Annotated in this window: 10 protein-coding genes; 4 read left to right on the forward strand and 6 right to left on the reverse strand. The window is 61.7% G+C overall.

Going from position 1 to position 14,807, the window contains the following annotated elements:
* Positions 1-51: 51 nt before the first annotated feature.
* The 4 genes from ACJ8MK_RS08900 to ACJ8MK_RS08915 form a co-directional block, all read right to left on the reverse strand.
* A complete protein-coding gene (locus ACJ8MK_RS08900; RefSeq protein ID WP_161726563.1) occupies positions 52-1,530 on the reverse strand; it encodes an efflux transporter outer membrane subunit in 1,479 nt (492 codons plus the stop codon).
* Entirely contained in the window at positions 1,530-4,688 is a 3,159-nt protein-coding gene (locus ACJ8MK_RS08905) for an efflux RND transporter permease subunit (protein WP_103773656.1), read from the reverse strand. The genes ACJ8MK_RS08900 and ACJ8MK_RS08905 overlap by 1 nt, the downstream gene beginning before the upstream one ends.
* Positions 4,685-5,845: an efflux RND transporter periplasmic adaptor subunit gene (locus ACJ8MK_RS08910; protein ID WP_269454185.1), complete on the reverse strand. Its 1,161-nt coding sequence runs from the start codon at positions 5,843-5,845 to the stop codon at positions 4,685-4,687. The genes ACJ8MK_RS08905 and ACJ8MK_RS08910 overlap by 4 nt, the downstream gene beginning before the upstream one ends.
* A gap of 155 nt (positions 5,846-6,000) precedes the next feature.
* Positions 6,001-6,570, reverse strand: coding sequence for a DJ-1/PfpI family protein (locus ACJ8MK_RS08915; protein WP_041035150.1), 570 nt, complete (start codon positions 6,568-6,570; stop codon positions 6,001-6,003).
* Between the two features lie 135 nt (positions 6,571-6,705).
* Between ACJ8MK_RS08915 and ACJ8MK_RS08920 the strand changes: the two genes are divergently transcribed.
* The gene (locus ACJ8MK_RS08920; RefSeq protein WP_103773657.1) at positions 6,706-8,244 is read left to right on the forward strand and encodes a long-chain-fatty-acid--CoA ligase; all 1,539 of its coding nucleotides are present in this window, start codon (positions 6,706-6,708) and stop codon (positions 8,242-8,244) included.
* Positions 8,245-8,287: 43 nt separating this feature from the next.
* Here ACJ8MK_RS08920 and ACJ8MK_RS08925 read toward each other — a convergent pair whose 3' ends face one another.
* Positions 8,288-9,562, reverse strand: a complete 1,275-nt coding sequence (locus tag ACJ8MK_RS08925) for a Glu/Leu/Phe/Val family dehydrogenase (RefSeq protein ID WP_033653137.1) — start codon at positions 9,560-9,562, stop codon at positions 8,288-8,290.
* Positions 9,563-10,167: 605 nt separating this feature from the next.
* Here ACJ8MK_RS08925 and ACJ8MK_RS08930 point away from each other — a divergent pair.
* Positions 10,168-10,788 carry a helix-turn-helix transcriptional regulator gene (locus ACJ8MK_RS08930; protein WP_033634570.1) on the forward strand — a complete coding sequence of 207 codons (621 nt, stop codon included), beginning with the start codon at positions 10,168-10,170 and terminating at the stop codon, positions 10,786-10,788.
* A 50-nt stretch (positions 10,789-10,838) separates the two neighbouring features.
* Here ACJ8MK_RS08930 and ACJ8MK_RS08935 read toward each other — a convergent pair whose 3' ends face one another.
* Positions 10,839-13,028, reverse strand: coding sequence for a TonB-dependent siderophore receptor (locus tag ACJ8MK_RS08935; RefSeq protein WP_060430228.1), 2,190 nt, complete (start codon positions 13,026-13,028; stop codon positions 10,839-10,841).
* 200 nt (positions 13,029-13,228) lie between these two features.
* On the opposite strand from ACJ8MK_RS08935, the gene fes reads away from it, so the two are divergent.
* A complete protein-coding gene (gene fes / locus ACJ8MK_RS08940; protein WP_243392120.1) occupies positions 13,229-14,536 on the forward strand; it encodes an enterochelin esterase in 1,308 nt (435 codons plus the stop codon).
* Positions 14,537-14,566: 30 nt separating this feature from the next.
* Complete coding sequence (locus tag ACJ8MK_RS08945) at positions 14,567-14,791, forward strand: MbtH family protein (RefSeq protein ID WP_033648496.1); 225 nt, start codon at positions 14,567-14,569, stop codon at positions 14,789-14,791.
* The last annotated feature ends 16 nt before the right edge of the window (positions 14,792-14,807 follow it).

Consider the following 14,807-nt stretch of genomic DNA (forward strand, 5'->3'; position numbering starts at 1 on the left):
TTAAAGGAGTGGCTGGTATCAGCAAGGCTAGAGCTTCCCATCGGGGGAAGGTCAAGGTTCATCGCCGATTTTTGCCGTCATGAACGAACCGGTCGCGCCGCGGCAATCATTTTTTGCCGCCGCGCACGTCTCCCAGCCGCCGCCGAGCGCTTTGTAGATGCCCACCACGGCAAGCCGCTGACGCGTGCCGGCCTGCGTCAATGCGCGCCGGCTGGCGAAGTCGGCCCGTTCTGCCTCGAGCACCTCCAGATAAATGCCTTCGCCCGCGGCAAAACGCGTCTGGGCGAGCCGGGCCGCTTCGCGATTCGCCGCCGCCTCAAGTAACCGCAGATCCAACGTGCTGACCGCCTCAGCATAGGTTTTGAAAGCATCGTCCGTTTCGCGCAGCGCGCTCAGCACCGTCCGCTCGTAAATCAACAGTGCCTGTTGTGTTCGCGCCTCGCTGGCGGCGATCCGGGCGCGTACGCGCCCGATATCGAGAAATGCCCAGCGAATCACTGGGCTGATCACACCGGAGAACGCACCGGCGCCAGTCAGCGCATCGAGGTTGCCGGCGACCAGCCCGATCGAACCTCGCGCTTCGATGCGCGGGTAGAGCGCCGCCGTTTCCACGCCAATCATGGCGGTGGCTGCCGCAAGTTCCCGTTCAGCCGCCACAATGTCGGCGCGCCGGGCGAGCAGGGCGCCGGGCGTGCCCACGGCGATCGTCCGCAGCACTGGCGGCTGGCTTCCCCATTTGGCGGAAGGGGGGCGGAATGTCTGGGGCATTTCGCCAAGCAGCGTCGCCAATGCGTTGACGGCGGCGGCTCGGCGGCGTTCCAGCTCTGGCGTCGCCGCTTCGACGTTGCGCAATAGCGCCTCGGCGCGCAATCGGTCGAATTCGCTGGCGGCGCCGGCGCTCATTTGTTTTTTTACCAGCACCAAACTTTCACGCTGGCTGTGGCTAATTTCGGCGACCATCTTAAGTTCGGCGTCTAAACCTCGCAGTTCTAGCCAGGTGGCGGCCACTTCCGCAGCGACGCCCGCCTGAACGCCACGCAGCAACGCTTCGCGGCTTCCCGCCAGCGCCTGAGCGGCCTCAATCGAGCGCCGAACGTGCCCGAAGAGATCGATTTCCCATGTCGAATCAATCGCACCGCGATAGGTTTGCGTATGGCGTGGCTGGGCGGCCAGCTTCTCCGCTTCACCCAGTCGACGCGTCTCATAACTCAGCGCGGCACCGGCGCGCGGCAGGAAATCCTGCCGTTGTTCACGCAACAGGGCTCTGGCTTCGTCTACTCGGGCGACGGCGATGCCGACATCATGGTTCGCCGCCAACGCGCGCTGAACCAAATCCGTGAGAGCAGGATCGTCAAAGAGGCGCCACCAGGCGAGTTCGACATTTCCGGCACTCAGCCCCGCCGGTGGTTGGCCGAAGCCGGCAGGGTGACGGGCGACGGGCGGCGAGTAATCGGGGCCCACCGCCGCACATCCGGTTAGCAAGGCGAGCGCGCTCAGCGGCAATAACAAGGTTCTACGAAGATTTTTCATCAGACTCGCTCCTTACGGCTGGCTTTGGCTTTGGCACGATATTGCTCGAATCGGGTCGCCAGGCCGCGAATCACGACATAAAAGACCGGCGTCAGGAACAGGCCGAACAAGGTCACGCCCAGCATGCCGGCGAAGACCGCCACCCCCATGGCATGGCGCATTTCCGCCCCCGCACCGCTGGCAAAGATCAATGGAATGACGCCGGCGATAAACGCGATTGAAGTCATCACTATCGGTCTTAATCGCAGCCGGCAGGCCTTAATCACCGCCTCGAGCGCGTTGGCGCCTTCATCCTCCAGGCTGCGGGCGAACTCGACGATCAGAATGGCGTTTTTGGCGGCCAGGCCGACCAGCACAATGAGGCCTATTTGCACGAAAACGTTGTTGTCGCCGCCCAGCAGCCAGACACCAATCATGGCGCTCAACAGACACATCGGCACGATCAGCAGCACGGCCAAAGGCAGTAGCCAGCTGTTGTATTGCGTGGCCAGAATGAGATAGGCGAGCAGCACGCACAGCGGAAAAATGAACAGCGCCGCGTCGCCCGCGAGCTTTTGCTGATAGGTGAGATCGGTCCATTCGACGGTCATGCCTTCCGGCAGCGTCTCTTTCGCCAAGCGCTCCATCAATGCAGCCGCCTGACCGGAACTGACGCCCATCGCCGCACCGCCCGAAATATCAGCCGATGGATAGCCGTTGTAACGAATGATGCGATCCGGACCGGAGCCGGGCGTAACGGTGACAAAGGAAGACAGCGGCAGCATGTCGCCGGCCGCGTTGCGCACCTGCAGCCGGCCGATAGCTTCGGCCTGCATGCGATGGGCGGCATCGGCCTGAGCGGTGACTTTGTAGGTGCGGCCGAATCGGTTGAAATCGTTGATGTAAAGCGAGCCGAGGTAGATTTGCAGCGACTCGAACACATCCGCCAGGCTGACGCCCTGACTTTGCGCCTGAGTGCGGTCGATAACCACATCGAGCTGCGGTGCGTTGATATCCAGACTGGTCATCAGACCGGCGACCTGGCCCGATTCGGTGGCTTTCATCATCAGGATCCGCGTGTGCTCAACCAGGGACTCGAGCCCCGCGCCGCTGCGATCCTCCACCTGCATCTTGAATCCGCCGGTAGCGCCGAGACCGGGAACGGGCGGTGGCGGAAATACGCCGAGGAAACCATCGGGAATGTCGGCGAATTTCGCCTGCAGCCGACCGGCTATGGCGGAGGCAGCCAGATCGGGCGTGGCGCGATCTTTAAACGGATCGAGCATGACGAACATCACGGCGGCGTTCGGCACATTGACGAAGCCGTTAATCGACAGCCCCGGAAAGGCCACGACGCTTTCCACCCCGGGTTCCGCCAGCGCGATCTTCGACATCTGTTTAACGACCGCATCGGTGCGATCCAGCGAGGCCGAATTGGGCAGTTGGGCGATGCCCACCAGATAGTACTTATCCTGCATTGGCACGAAGCCCGGCGGAACGGCCTGGAAGCTGAAAAACGTCAGAACGAGCAGCCCGCCGTAAATAGCCAGCGCCATCCCGCGGACGCGCACCGTTTTACGCACGGCATTGGCATACGCGTCCGGCGCGCGTTGGAAAGGCCGGACAGCGGCTTGCAAGACGCGCCCAATGCGGCCGGGAGCGCGAGGTTTCGCCGGATGAGGCCGCAGCAACATGCCCGCCAGCGCCGGGCTGAGCGTAAGCGAATTGAGCGCCGACAGCAGGGTTGAAATGGCGATGGTCAGTGCGAACTGCCGGTAAAACTCGCCCTGTAAACCGCTCAGGAACGCTGTTGGAACGAAAACCGCGGCCAGCACCGAGGTGATGGCGACGATCGGGCCGGTGACTTCATTCATGGCGAGTCGCGCGGCTTGCTGCGGCGTTTTGCCGTTTTCGATGTGTCGTTCGACGTTTTCCACCACCACGATCGCGTCATCGACGACGATACCGATAGACAATACCAAACCGAACAGGGACAGCGTATTGAGAGAGAAGCCCATCAAGTACATGATGGCGAACGTGCCGACCAGCGAAACCGGCACCGCGAGCAGCGGAATCAGCGAGGCTCGCCAGCTGCGCAGGAACACCACTACCACGATCACCACCAGCAGGATCGCTTCCAGCAGGGTCGTCACAACCGACTCGAGCGATGCCCGCACGAAAACCGTGGGATCGTAGGCGATCCGTGAACTGAGTCCGGCAGGAAAGTTGCCCTCCAGGCGCTTGACGGTCGCTCTGACCGCCTGAGCGACGTCCAGCGCGTTGGCGCCCGGGCTCTGAATGATTTGCAGCGCGACGGCCGGCTCGCCGTCGAGCAGGCTGCGCAGCGCATACGCATCGGCGCCCATTTCTATACGGGCGACGTCGCGCAGGCGGGTCACCCGGCCGTCGCTGCCGGTGCGGATGATGATATCGCCAAACTGTTTCTCATCGGCCAGACGGCCGAGGGTATTGACCGTAACCTGAAATGCGGCATTGGAATCGGGCGCCTGACCGACGGAACCGGCCGCCACCTGAACGTTTTGCTCGCGCACCGCAGCGATCACATCGCCGGCGGTTAGCCCGCGCGCGGCGATCAGATCCGGATCCAGCCAGAGCCGCATGCTGTATTCGCCGGCTCCCCAGACCTGGACATCGCTGACGCCCGGAATGCGGGACAGTTCATCACGAACCTGCAGATAAGCGTAATTTGAGATATAAAGCGGATCGTAGCGTTGGTCAGGCGACAGGAGATGCACCACCATCAGGATGTCCGGTGAGGTTTTCTGCGTCACTACGCCCTGGTGCTGTACCTCTGCAGGCAAGCGGGGTAACGCGCGCGCTACCCGATTTTGCACCTGGATCTGCGCCATGTCGGCATTTGTTCCCTGGGCAAAGGTGACGGTCAACGTCATTCGGCCGTCGGTCGCCGCCTGTGAAGACATGTAAAGCATGCCTTCGACGCCGGTGATGGCTTGCTCAAGCGGTGCGGCCACCGTTTCCGCGATCACTTTCGGGTTGGCGCCGGGATAAGACGCCGTCACTTGTACGGTAGGCGGCGTAACCGCAGGGTATTCGCTGAGCGGCAACTGGAATAACGCCACGGTGCCGGCGATCAGCGTCAAGATCGAGAGCACGATGGCGAAGATCGGGCGTTTAATGAAGAAACGAGGGAAAGTCATGTCGCGTCTCCCGCAGCGTTCAATTGCTCGATAGGCGCGCCGTCAATCTCGGCGGGCTGCGGCGTGATTGACATGCCGGGGCGCACCAGCCCTTTCACGACGATGCGTTCTCCCGGCCGCAGGCCGTGCTCTATCACGCGCAGTCCTTCAACGACCGGGCCAAGTTCAACGGGGCGGTATTCGGTTTTGTCATTCTCATCGACGACCAGGACATAGCGCCGGTTTTGATCGGTGCCAATCGATTGGTCGGCGATCAGGATCTTGGCCTGCGGCGCGCCGGTTTCCAGCTTGACTCTGGCGAACAACCCAGGTGACAGTCGCCCATCCGGGTTATCGATCACCGCGCGCAGGCGCACCGTTCCCGTCGTGCGGTCGGCGGTATTGGACTGGAAATCGACGCGCCCGCGCCGGGAATAGGTTTTGTCTGCAAGCAACGCCACCGATACCCGAATGTCAGGTGGCGCCGTTTTATTGCGCCACGCGGTCAACGATTGCAAATAGGTGCGTTCATCCACATCGAAATAGACGTGGAGTGGATCGACCGAGACCAGCGTGGTGAGCGGCGTGACGCCGCCGGTGACATAGTTGCCTTCGGTGACGAGCGTCTGGCCTACGCGTCCGGCAATCGGCGCGGTGACGCGGGTGAACTCCAGATCCAACTTTGCCGCCTCCCGCGCCGCTTTCGCTGCGTTGACCTGCGCATTGCTCGCTTTCATCATGGCGGTGGCCGAATCAAACCGATCGCGGGCGATAACGTTTTTATTGAACAACGTCTTAGCTCGCACATAGTCGGCCTGGGCTAGCGTTGAGGCGGCTTCCGCTTCTTGCAAACGCGCCGTCGCCTCGTTCAGCGCGGCTTGAAATGGCCGCGGATCGATGAGAAAGAGCGGGTGGCCTTTTTCTATCAGGCGACCTTCCGGCACATTTACCGCCAGCACATAACCGGCGACCCGAGGCCGCAACTCAACGTGCTTGACCGCGGCCAGCGAACCGGTGAATTCGGCAAAGGGCGTTATCGGGCGGACTAAAACATCAGCCACAGGAACACGGGGAGGCGGCGCAGGTGTCGCCGAAGACGGGTTTTCTTTGCAGCCGGCAACGGCGAAAGCGCCGTTTATCGCCGCTGCGATCAGGATTATGGTTTTGGCTTTCATCATTTGACCTTTCCTACCGAAGTCGACAGTGGAATTCACTGCGTGGAAGCAGCTCATCCCGCGTTATCCGACTTCCAACGTTGGGAAGGTCAAGCGATTTTTGGTTTATTGCAAAGGGGATGCCGCGTCGTCGCTATCTGGTGCGATCCCCTGAACGGCTATTTCTGCAGCACCTCGGCGAACTTCGCCAGCCACTGCGGATGCGCCGGCCAGGCCGGGGCGGTGACCAGATTGCCGTCAACGTGCGCCTGATCGATGCCGATCTCCGCATAATGGCCGCCGCCCAGCCGCACTTCCGGCGCGCAGGCCGGGTAGGCGCTGCAGGTGCGGCCTTGCAACACCCCGGCCGCCGCCAGCAGCTGCGGGCCGTGGCAAACGGCGGCGATCGGCTTTTTCGCAGCGTCAAACGCCTGCACCAGCGCGATCACGTCGGGATTGAGGCGCAGGTATTCCGGCGCCCGGCCGCCGGGGATCAAGAGCGCATCGTAGTGCTCTTCTTTGGCGGTGGCGAAGTCGGCGTTCAGGGTGAAACGGTGGCCGGGTTTCTCGCTGTAGGTTTGCGCGCCGTCAAAATCGTGGATCGCGGTCATGATGTAGTCGCCGACGGCTTTGCCGGGGCACACGGCGTCCACCCAATGGCCGATCATCTGCAACGCCTGAAACGGCACCATGGTTTCGTAATCTTCGGCATAGTCACCGACCAGCATCAGGATCTTTTTCTTGCTCATGATCACAACTCCTGCGGGATGGGGATTGCCTAAGGTATAGCCCAGCGGCCCTGGGAATGCGAACTGCGAAGCGCCTATCTATACTCGTGATACTGCGGCGCTTTTCTCGCCGCTCAATCCCAGGGAGGATCCCCGATGCTGAATCTGGCTACCTTGCTTGAAGAGAGTGCGCGCACCTGGCCGGAACGGCCGGCGGTGATACAGGACGATGTACCGCTCAGCTATCGGGCGCTGAACGACATGGCCAACCGGGTGGCGAATCTGTTGGCCGCGCGCGGCGTGCGGCGCGGTGAACGGGTGGCGCTGGCCTGCCCGAACCGGCCGGAGTTTCCGGCTGTCTATTACGGCATTCTTAAAAGCGGCGCGGTGGTGGTGCCGCTCAATATTCTGCTTAAGAGCGCAGAGTTCGACTATTACCTGGCGGATTCGGCGGCGGTGGCGCTGTTTTGTTTCGAGGGCAGCAGCGGCCTGCCGCTGGGGGAGGAAGCGCTGCGGGCGGCGGCGAAGGCGGAGCAGTGCCGTGAGGTGTTTATCATCGGCGATCGGTTGCCGCTCGAGGGGGAACGTTTCAGCGCGGCGATAGCCGCACAGGCTACCGAATTCGCTTCGGCCGCGACGCTCGAAAGCGACACCGCGGTGGTGCTGTATACCAGCGGCACCACCGGCCGCGCCAAAGGGGCGGAGTTGACCCACGCCAATCTGGTGCTTAACGCCTTGGGATCGGTGCGGCTGTTCGACGGTTCGGAGACGACCCCCGATCGTCACCTGGTCACCTTGCCGCTATTCCACACTTTTGGTTCGACGGTGCAGATGAACGCCGGGTTCGCCGCCGCCGCCACTCTGGTGCTGGTCGAACGCTTCGACGCCGCGCAGGCCATCGCGCTGATGCAGCGGCACGGCATCACCTTTTTCGCCGGGGTGCCGACCATGTATTGGGCGCTGTTGAATGCGCTGGATGAACACACGGATATCGAAAGCTTGCGCAGCACGCTGCGTATGGCGGTGTCCGGCGGCGCCAGCCTGCCGGTGCAGATCCTGGAGGATTTTTCGCGCCGCTTCGGCGTCAACATTCTCGAAGGGTATGGGCTCTCTGAGACCAGCCCGGTCGCCACCTTTAACCATCCCCATCGGGTAACCAAACCCGGCTCCATCGGCCAACCGATCTGGGGCGTGGAGGTGCGCCTGCTCGACGCCACCGGGCAGCCGGTCGACGCTGTCGATCAGGTGGGGGAGATCGCGGTGCGCGGCTACAACATCATGAAAGGCTATCTGAATCGCCCCGAGGCGACGGCGGAGGTGCTGGAAAACGGCTGGTTCCGCACCGGCGATCTGGCGCGCCGCGACGCCGACGGCTTCTATTTCATCGTCGATCGGGCCAAGGACATGATCATTCGCGGCGGGTTCAACGTCTACCCGCGCGAGATTGAAGAGGCGCTGATTCGCCACCCGGCGGTGTCGTTGGTGGCGGTGATCGGCGTCGAACATCCGTCGCTGGGAGAAGAGATCAAAGCGGTGGTGGTGTTGAAAGAGACGGAGGAGCCGATCGAGGAAGAAACGCTGATCGCCTGGAGCCGGGAACGGCTGGCGGCGTACAAGTATCCGCGCATCGTCGAGTTCGTCGAGCGTTTGCCGATGACCAGCACCGGTAAGGTGTTGAAGCGCTGTTTGCGCTGAGGAAAACCCGGCCTGCCGGGGCGGGCAGGCCGGGATACGGGCATCAACCTGGGTAGATGCCGCGCTCTTTACGTGCGGTCAGGATGCGCTCACAGGCCACGATATAAGCGGCGGTGCGCAGGCTGCACTCTTTCTCTGCGGCCTTGTTCCAGACGTGGACCATGGCGTCGGTCATGATCTTGTCCATACGCTCGTTGATCTCGGACTCGCTCCAGAAATAGCTCGCCATGTCCTGCACCCACTCGAAGTAACTGACCGTTACGCCGCCGGCGTTACAGATAACGTCCGGAACCACGGTGATGTTACGGGAGCGCAGAATGTCGTCCGCCTCTGGGAAGGTCGGGCCGTTAGCGCCTTCCAGCACCAGTTTGGCGCTGAGGATCTCGGCGCGCTCACGGGTGATTTGGCCTTCCAGCGCCGCAGGGATCAGGATGTCCATGTCGACCGACCAGAACGCTTCGCTTTCGATCTCGCTGGCGCCAGGGAAGCCGGCGATCTGCTTGTGCTTGGCCTGGTATTCGGTCAGCGCGGCCAGGTCGATGCCGTCGGCGTTAAACAGGGTGGCGGAGTGGTCCTGGATGGTGACGACGCGCGCGCCGACGCCAACGAACAGGCGAGCCGCTTCGCTGCCCACGTTACCGAAGCCTTGCACCGCCACTTTGGCGCCTTCGATCTGCACGCCCAGACGCTTGGCCACTTCACTGCCGGTGACGAACACGCCGCGGCCGGTCGCTTTCTCACGGCCCAGGGAGCCGCCGAGGTGGATTGGCTTGCCGGTGACCACGCCGGTGATGGTGGTGCCGTGGTTCATGGAGTAGGTGTCCATCATCCAGGCCATCACTTTGGCGTTGGTGCCGACGTCCGGCGCAGGGATGTCTTTCTGTGGCCCGATGATGAAGCCGATTTCGCTGGTGTAGCGGCGGGTCAGTCGCTCCAGTTCGCCTTCAGACAGTTTGAACGGGTCGACGCGGATACCGCCCTTGGCGCCGCCGTACGGCAGGTTGACCGCGGCACACTTGATGGTCATCCAGGCGGACAGGGCCATCACTTCGTTCAGATCGACGTCAGGGTGGAAGCGGATACCGCCTTTGCCCGGCCCACGCGACAGGTTGTGCTGTACGCGGAAACCTTCGAAGTGACGGATGGTGCCATCGTCCATCTGCAGCGGGATATCGACAATCAAAGCGCGCTTAGGGTGACGCAGCGTATCAACCCAGCGTGACAGCTCGCCGAGGTAAGGGGCGACGCGATCGATTTGTTGCAGATATGTAGCCCAAGCGGTGGTGCTGCTGTCTGAAGCGTAGGATAGCTTTTCCATAACCAACCTTTATATATTAGAGGTATTTATTTCGTTTAACCGTGGATTAGCAAGCGCATAACACTTTGCGACGCTAAATTTACCACTAATTATGCCGGTTGTTAGCCCCCCGCTCATCGGGCCAGCGGGCGGTTTTTCGCCGCCTGCAGGGCGGTAAATGAATAGTTAATTACTTTTTGTCGGCAGTGAGCGAGCACATGCATAATTTATGCATGTAAAGCGCATAAAAACCCTTTTTATCTATTTTTCAGAAGCTTGAATGTGATCAAAAAGTTTCATTTTATTTAACAGCCATGTTGACAATGGCGTTTCCCCTCGGCAGCGTTAAAATCCTGTTAAAACGCCGTCTGCCGCCGAGTTTTACCTGGGCAAAGAGGAGCATGATTCGAGGCTGTTTTAATGTGTTGCGGCAGAAGAGCGGGCTGAAAAGCTTATTCACCAGAAACGGACGGGTGACCGATCCCCGGCAAGGACAATAAAGGCGCTTGCGGCGCAGCCGTCGGTGAAGAAGACGCCAACGCCATCCACTCGGCAAGCGGCGGCAACTGCGGTATGCTAAGCGGCTGAACCGCAAACCAAACCGGGCTATACGGAGACCCCCCAGCGTGCCGAACTCTTCTTCTCAACTCGAACTTTTGCGCTCGGTTGCCGACGGCATCGCGGCGCTGTTTTTCCCGAATGCGGAAGTGGTGATCCACGATCTGGCCACCAACAAGATTGCCTATCTGGCCAACAACCTGTCGAAGCGCAAACCGGGCGATGACGCCGGGCTGGAGGACTTCGAACTCGAGGGCGGCGCCGGCGTGACCGGCCCCTATGAGAAGCTGAACTGGGACGGCAAAAAGATGCGTTCGGTGAGCATCGCCGCGCGCGACGAGCAGGGCAAGCCCAGCTATCTGCTGTGCATCAACCTGAGCACCGCGATGTTCGAGGACGCCCGCAACGCGCTGGACATGTTCCTGTCGGTCACGCGGCTGCAGCCACAGCCCCAACAGCTGTTCAAAGACGACTGGCAGGAGAAGATCAACACCTTCCTGCACGATTGGCTGCGGCGCGAAAACGCCGCGCTCGGCGCGCTGAGCCGCGAACAAAAACGGCGGCTGGTCAGCGATCTCTATCATCAGGGGGCGTTCAAGGCCAAAAGCGCCGCGGACTACATCGCCAACGTGCTGTCGATGGGGCGCGCCACGGTGTACAAGCACTTGCGAGAATTGAAGCAGGAGTAAAGGCGGCGGGAAAGGTGGAAAAAGTGGGCGGCGCTGGCCGCCCATTTTGGTTACCAGCGGTAGTTGACCGAAGCGATGATGCTGCGGCCGCTGCCGTAGAAGCAGGCGTACTCGCCGCTGCAGGATGAAACGTATTTCTTGTCCGTCAGGTTCTGCACGTTGAGCTGGAGAGCCGCACCGCGCAGCGCCGACGAGGCCTGGCCAAGGTCATATTTCACCATGGCGTCGTACAGCGTGTAGTGCGGCACATCGTACTGGCCGATGGCGTCGGCCGGCGCATCGCCGATGTAACGCACGCCGCTGCCGACGGTCAGGCCGTTCAGCGCGCCGCTCAGGAAGCTGTAGCTGCCCCAGGCGGAAGCGGCGTGGCGCGGGATGCCCGCCGGGCTGTGGCCGATTTCGTCCGCCGAGTTGGAGTCTTTGGTCACCACGTCGGTGTAGGTATAGGCGGCGGTCAGCTTGATCTCCGGCGTCGGCTGGGCATGTACTTCCGCCTCAATCCCTTTGGATTTCACCTCGCCGATCTGCTCGTAGGCGGAGGTGAGACGGTTGTAAGACGCCACATTGCGCTGGGTAATGTCGAACCAGGAGAGGGTCAGCAGGGTGTTGCCGCCCGGGATCTGGTACTTCACGCCCACCTCGGTTTGTTTGCCGGTGGTCGGCTTGAGCGGATCGGCGCCCGGCGCGCTCGGATACAGGTTAGGATCGAACGAAGTGCTGTAGCTGACATACGGCGAAATGCCGTTGTCGAAGGCGTAAAGCAGGCCCGCACGGCCGGTGAACTGGGCGTCGTTGTAGGTCTGCTCCTTACCGCCGCTGGTGCGATCGCGGGTGTTGACCTGCGACCAGTCCTGACGGCCGGACAGCAGCAGGTTCCAGTTATTCCACTCCAGCTGGTCCTGCAGATACACCCCGACCTGATTCAGCGTCTTCAAATCGCTGGAAGCCAGCGCCAGCGTGCTGCCATCGATGCTGGGGCGAACCGGGTTGGCCCAGTCGATCGGGTAGTCGTTGCCGCGATCGCGATACATCTTCGAATCGATATGGCTGTAGCGGTAATCCAACCCGCCCAGCACCGTGTGCTTCACCTCGCCGGTGTCGAACAGCCCCTTCAGCTGGTTATCCACGCCAAACTCGTTGGTCATCTGCGTTTCATGCTGCGCCATGCGGGTGACGGTGTGGTCATTGACGTCAGAGTTTACGTTATAAACCAGATATTTATAGTCTTCATCGCGGTGGGTGAAGCGCAGGTTCTGGGTAAACGACAGCGCATCGCTGAAGTTATGCTCGAGGCTGTAGCCGATCGACGCCTGCTCGCGCCGCGATCTATTGAAGCTGGGTTCGCTGATGTTGAAGTCATAGGGCACATAGCCCGCGCTGGTCGAGAACAGCGTGCCGGCGCGCGGCAGGAAGTTGCGCGACCCGGCTTTCGGATCGTTCTGGTAGCTGGTCAGCAACGTAAAGCTGGTGTCTTCGTTCGGCAGCCAGGTGAAGGCCGGCGCGATGGCCACCCGTTGCTGCTTGCTGTCTTTGACAAACTCATGCTCGGTTCTGGCGATACCGTTCAGGCGATAAAACAGGGTGTTGTCGTCGTTGAGTTTGCCGCCGAAATCGAACGCCGTTTCCGCCAGATGGCGGTTGCCGGTGCTGAATTTGACTTCGTGAATGCTCTGGGCGGTAGGGCGCTTGCTGGTCATCACCACCACGCCGCCGGGGCTGACCTGGCCGTACAGCACGCCGGCCGGGCCGTGCACCATCTCCACGCGCTCCAGCAGCCAGGGATCGATCTGCCCGGCGCCGCCGTTTTGGCTCGAGAGGCCAAAGTGCAGGCCGTCGAGCAGCTTGGGCGCATAGCGGAAGCCGCGGCTGATCACTTCGTCATTGCGGTTGGAGTTGCCGCGGTAGGTGGTGATCACTCCGCTGGTGTAGTTCAGCGCGTCGGCGACCGACGCCGGTTCCTGGTCGTTCATTTGCTCGCGCGTGACCACCGAGATGGACTGCGGCGTTTTGCGCAGAGCGGCGGCGGTCTTGGTGCCGGCGGCGCTCTCTTTGGCGACGATCCCTTTGACCGGCGCGGTCACGCTGTTTTGCGCGTCGGCGGTCACCAAAATCGTCTCATCCGCCGCGGCGGACGCGTGTGGCGCGAAGGGCAGTAAGGCCAGCGCCGAGCCCAGCAACAACCGCTTGGCGGCCGTCGCCTCCGCATTAGAATTGTCTATCCCTTTGTTTTTAATCTTCATTCTCTCTCCTGCATACCTGCGTTGTGTGTCATGCAACCCTGATAAACCCCGAAATATCGGCGAGCGGTCTTTACCCGTCGATGCGGAAACGCCGTGTGCGCACGACGGTAAAAATCCGACAAATAGTATTGAAAACGATAATGAGTATCAATACGATTGTCAGGTTTTGTAAAAATCACTCATGTTATGTAAGGGGCGCTATGGAGTTTTTGCCGGAAAAGAGGCCAGACAACGGTCATGAGGGATTGGCGGCGCAGTGGCTGCGTGAAGAGGCGGCGGGGCAGCCCGAGTGGTGGCAGAAGGTGGCCTCTCACGGCACGCCCATCGTCGAGCCGCACGATGACCGCCACGTCAAAATGACCTGGCTATGGCGCGATCCTGCCGGCGATGAGCGGCGCTCGTCGATTCGCCGCGTTTATGCCGATATCAACGGCATAACCGATCACCATAGCACGTCCCCCAGCAGCCTGACCAGGCTGCCCGGCACCGACGTTTGGTACGGCGCGGCCGTTATCGATCGCCGCTGGCGCGGCAGCTACAGCCTGATCCCCGTCACAGACCGGGATCTTCCTCCCGTCTTCAGCGACGACGAAACGCTGCGCGATCGCCAGCAGCGCGCCTGGTGGATTTCGCTGTTTCCACTGGCGATCGCCGATCCGTTGAATCGCCTCTCGCTGGGGCCTTCGCATCGTCCGCGCCCGGTTTCCCTGGCCCAGGGGCCGGATGCTGACGACCAAAGCGCCTGGCAGGCCGCCGATCGGCCGCTGGACGAGGCGCGACTACAGCGTTTTCAGTGGCACAGCGAACGGCTCGGCACACAGCGGCGCGTCTGGCTGTATGCCAGCGGCGACGCGGCGGTGAAAGCGAATCGCCCGCTGGTGTTATTGCTCGACGGCCAAAACTGGATCGAAAGGCACGCGCTGCTGCCGGTGATCGAGAACGAAACCGCAACAGGGCGGCTGCCGCCCGCGTGCTGGCTGCTGATCGATACGATCGACGGCGAACACCGGGAAAACGAGCTGCCCTGTAACGCCGCCTTCTGGCAGGCAATCATCGATGAGCTGCTGCCGCAGGCGCAGAAGCGCGAAGCGTTCAGCGAGGAAGGGGCGCGCACCGTCGTCGCCGGCCAAAGCTACGGCGGGCTGGCGGCGTTATATGCCGGTGTGCACTGGCCGGAACGTTTCGGCCACGTGCTGAGCCAGTCCGGCTCCTTCTGGTGGCCTACGGTGCAATTCGTTACCCAGTTCGAAAAACGCCACGAACTGGAGGAAGGCTGGCTGATACGCCAGGTTCGGCAACGCGACGCGGCGGCGCCAGCGCTCAACGTGATCCAACAGGCCGGCGATCGGGAGGCGGATATCGAATTCGTCAATCGCCAGATGCACGAGGCGCTGACGGCGGCGGGGCACCGCGCCGACTACCGCGTGTTTTCCGGCGGACATGACGCGCTCTGCTGGCGCGGCGGCCTGGTGGACGGCGTACGCCAGCTGCTTTCCGGGATGGAATAACCCACACATTTTGACAGACAGGTAATGAAAATGACTCAGGAACAACAAAACCCGTTCGATGACGAAAGCCTCCGTTTCTCCGTTTTGGTCAACGCGCAGCAGCAGTATTCGCTGTGGCCGCAGTTTGCCGACGCGCCGCAGGGGTGGCGCGTGCTGATGGGGCCGGCGTCGCGCGGCGAATGCATCGACTACATCGAAACGCACTGGCAGGACATGCGGCCGGCGGCCTTGAAAGCGGCGGATGCGGCGCGTTAAGCGCCAGACAGCCACA

Origin of the sequence: Serratia sp. CY38905 (assembly GCF_052168875.1) — a bacterium.
GTDB lineage: Bacteria > Pseudomonadota > Gammaproteobacteria > Enterobacterales > Enterobacteriaceae > Serratia > Serratia sarumanii.

Bases quoted from the DNA above. Each gene is read 5' to 3' on its own strand.
- ACJ8MK_RS08935 (WP_060430228.1), bottom strand. From the start codon at position 13,028: ATGAAGATTAAAAACAAAGGGATAGACAATTCTAATGCGGAGGCGACG.
- ACJ8MK_RS08900 (WP_161726563.1), bottom strand. From the start codon at position 1,530: ATGAAAAATCTTCGTAGAACCTTGTTATTGCCGCTGAGCGCGCTCGCC.
- ACJ8MK_RS08945 (WP_033648496.1), top strand. From the start codon at position 14,567: ATGACTCAGGAACAACAAAACCCGTTCGATGACGAAAGCCTCCGTTTC.
- ACJ8MK_RS08905 (WP_103773656.1), bottom strand. From the start codon at position 4,688: ATGACTTTCCCTCGTTTCTTCATTAAACGCCCGATCTTCGCCATCGTG.
- ACJ8MK_RS08925 (WP_033653137.1), bottom strand. From the start codon at position 9,562: ATGGAAAAGCTATCCTACGCTTCAGACAGCAGCACCACCGCTTGGGCT.
- ACJ8MK_RS08920 (WP_103773657.1), top strand. From the start codon at position 6,706: ATGCTGAATCTGGCTACCTTGCTTGAAGAGAGTGCGCGCACCTGGCCG.
- ACJ8MK_RS08910 (WP_269454185.1), bottom strand. From the start codon at position 5,845: ATGATGAAAGCCAAAACCATAATCCTGATCGCAGCGGCGATAAACGGC.
- ACJ8MK_RS08915 (WP_041035150.1), bottom strand. From the start codon at position 6,570: ATGAGCAAGAAAAAGATCCTGATGCTGGTCGGTGACTATGCCGAAGAT.
- fes (WP_243392120.1), top strand. From the start codon at position 13,229: ATGGAGTTTTTGCCGGAAAAGAGGCCAGACAACGGTCATGAGGGATTG.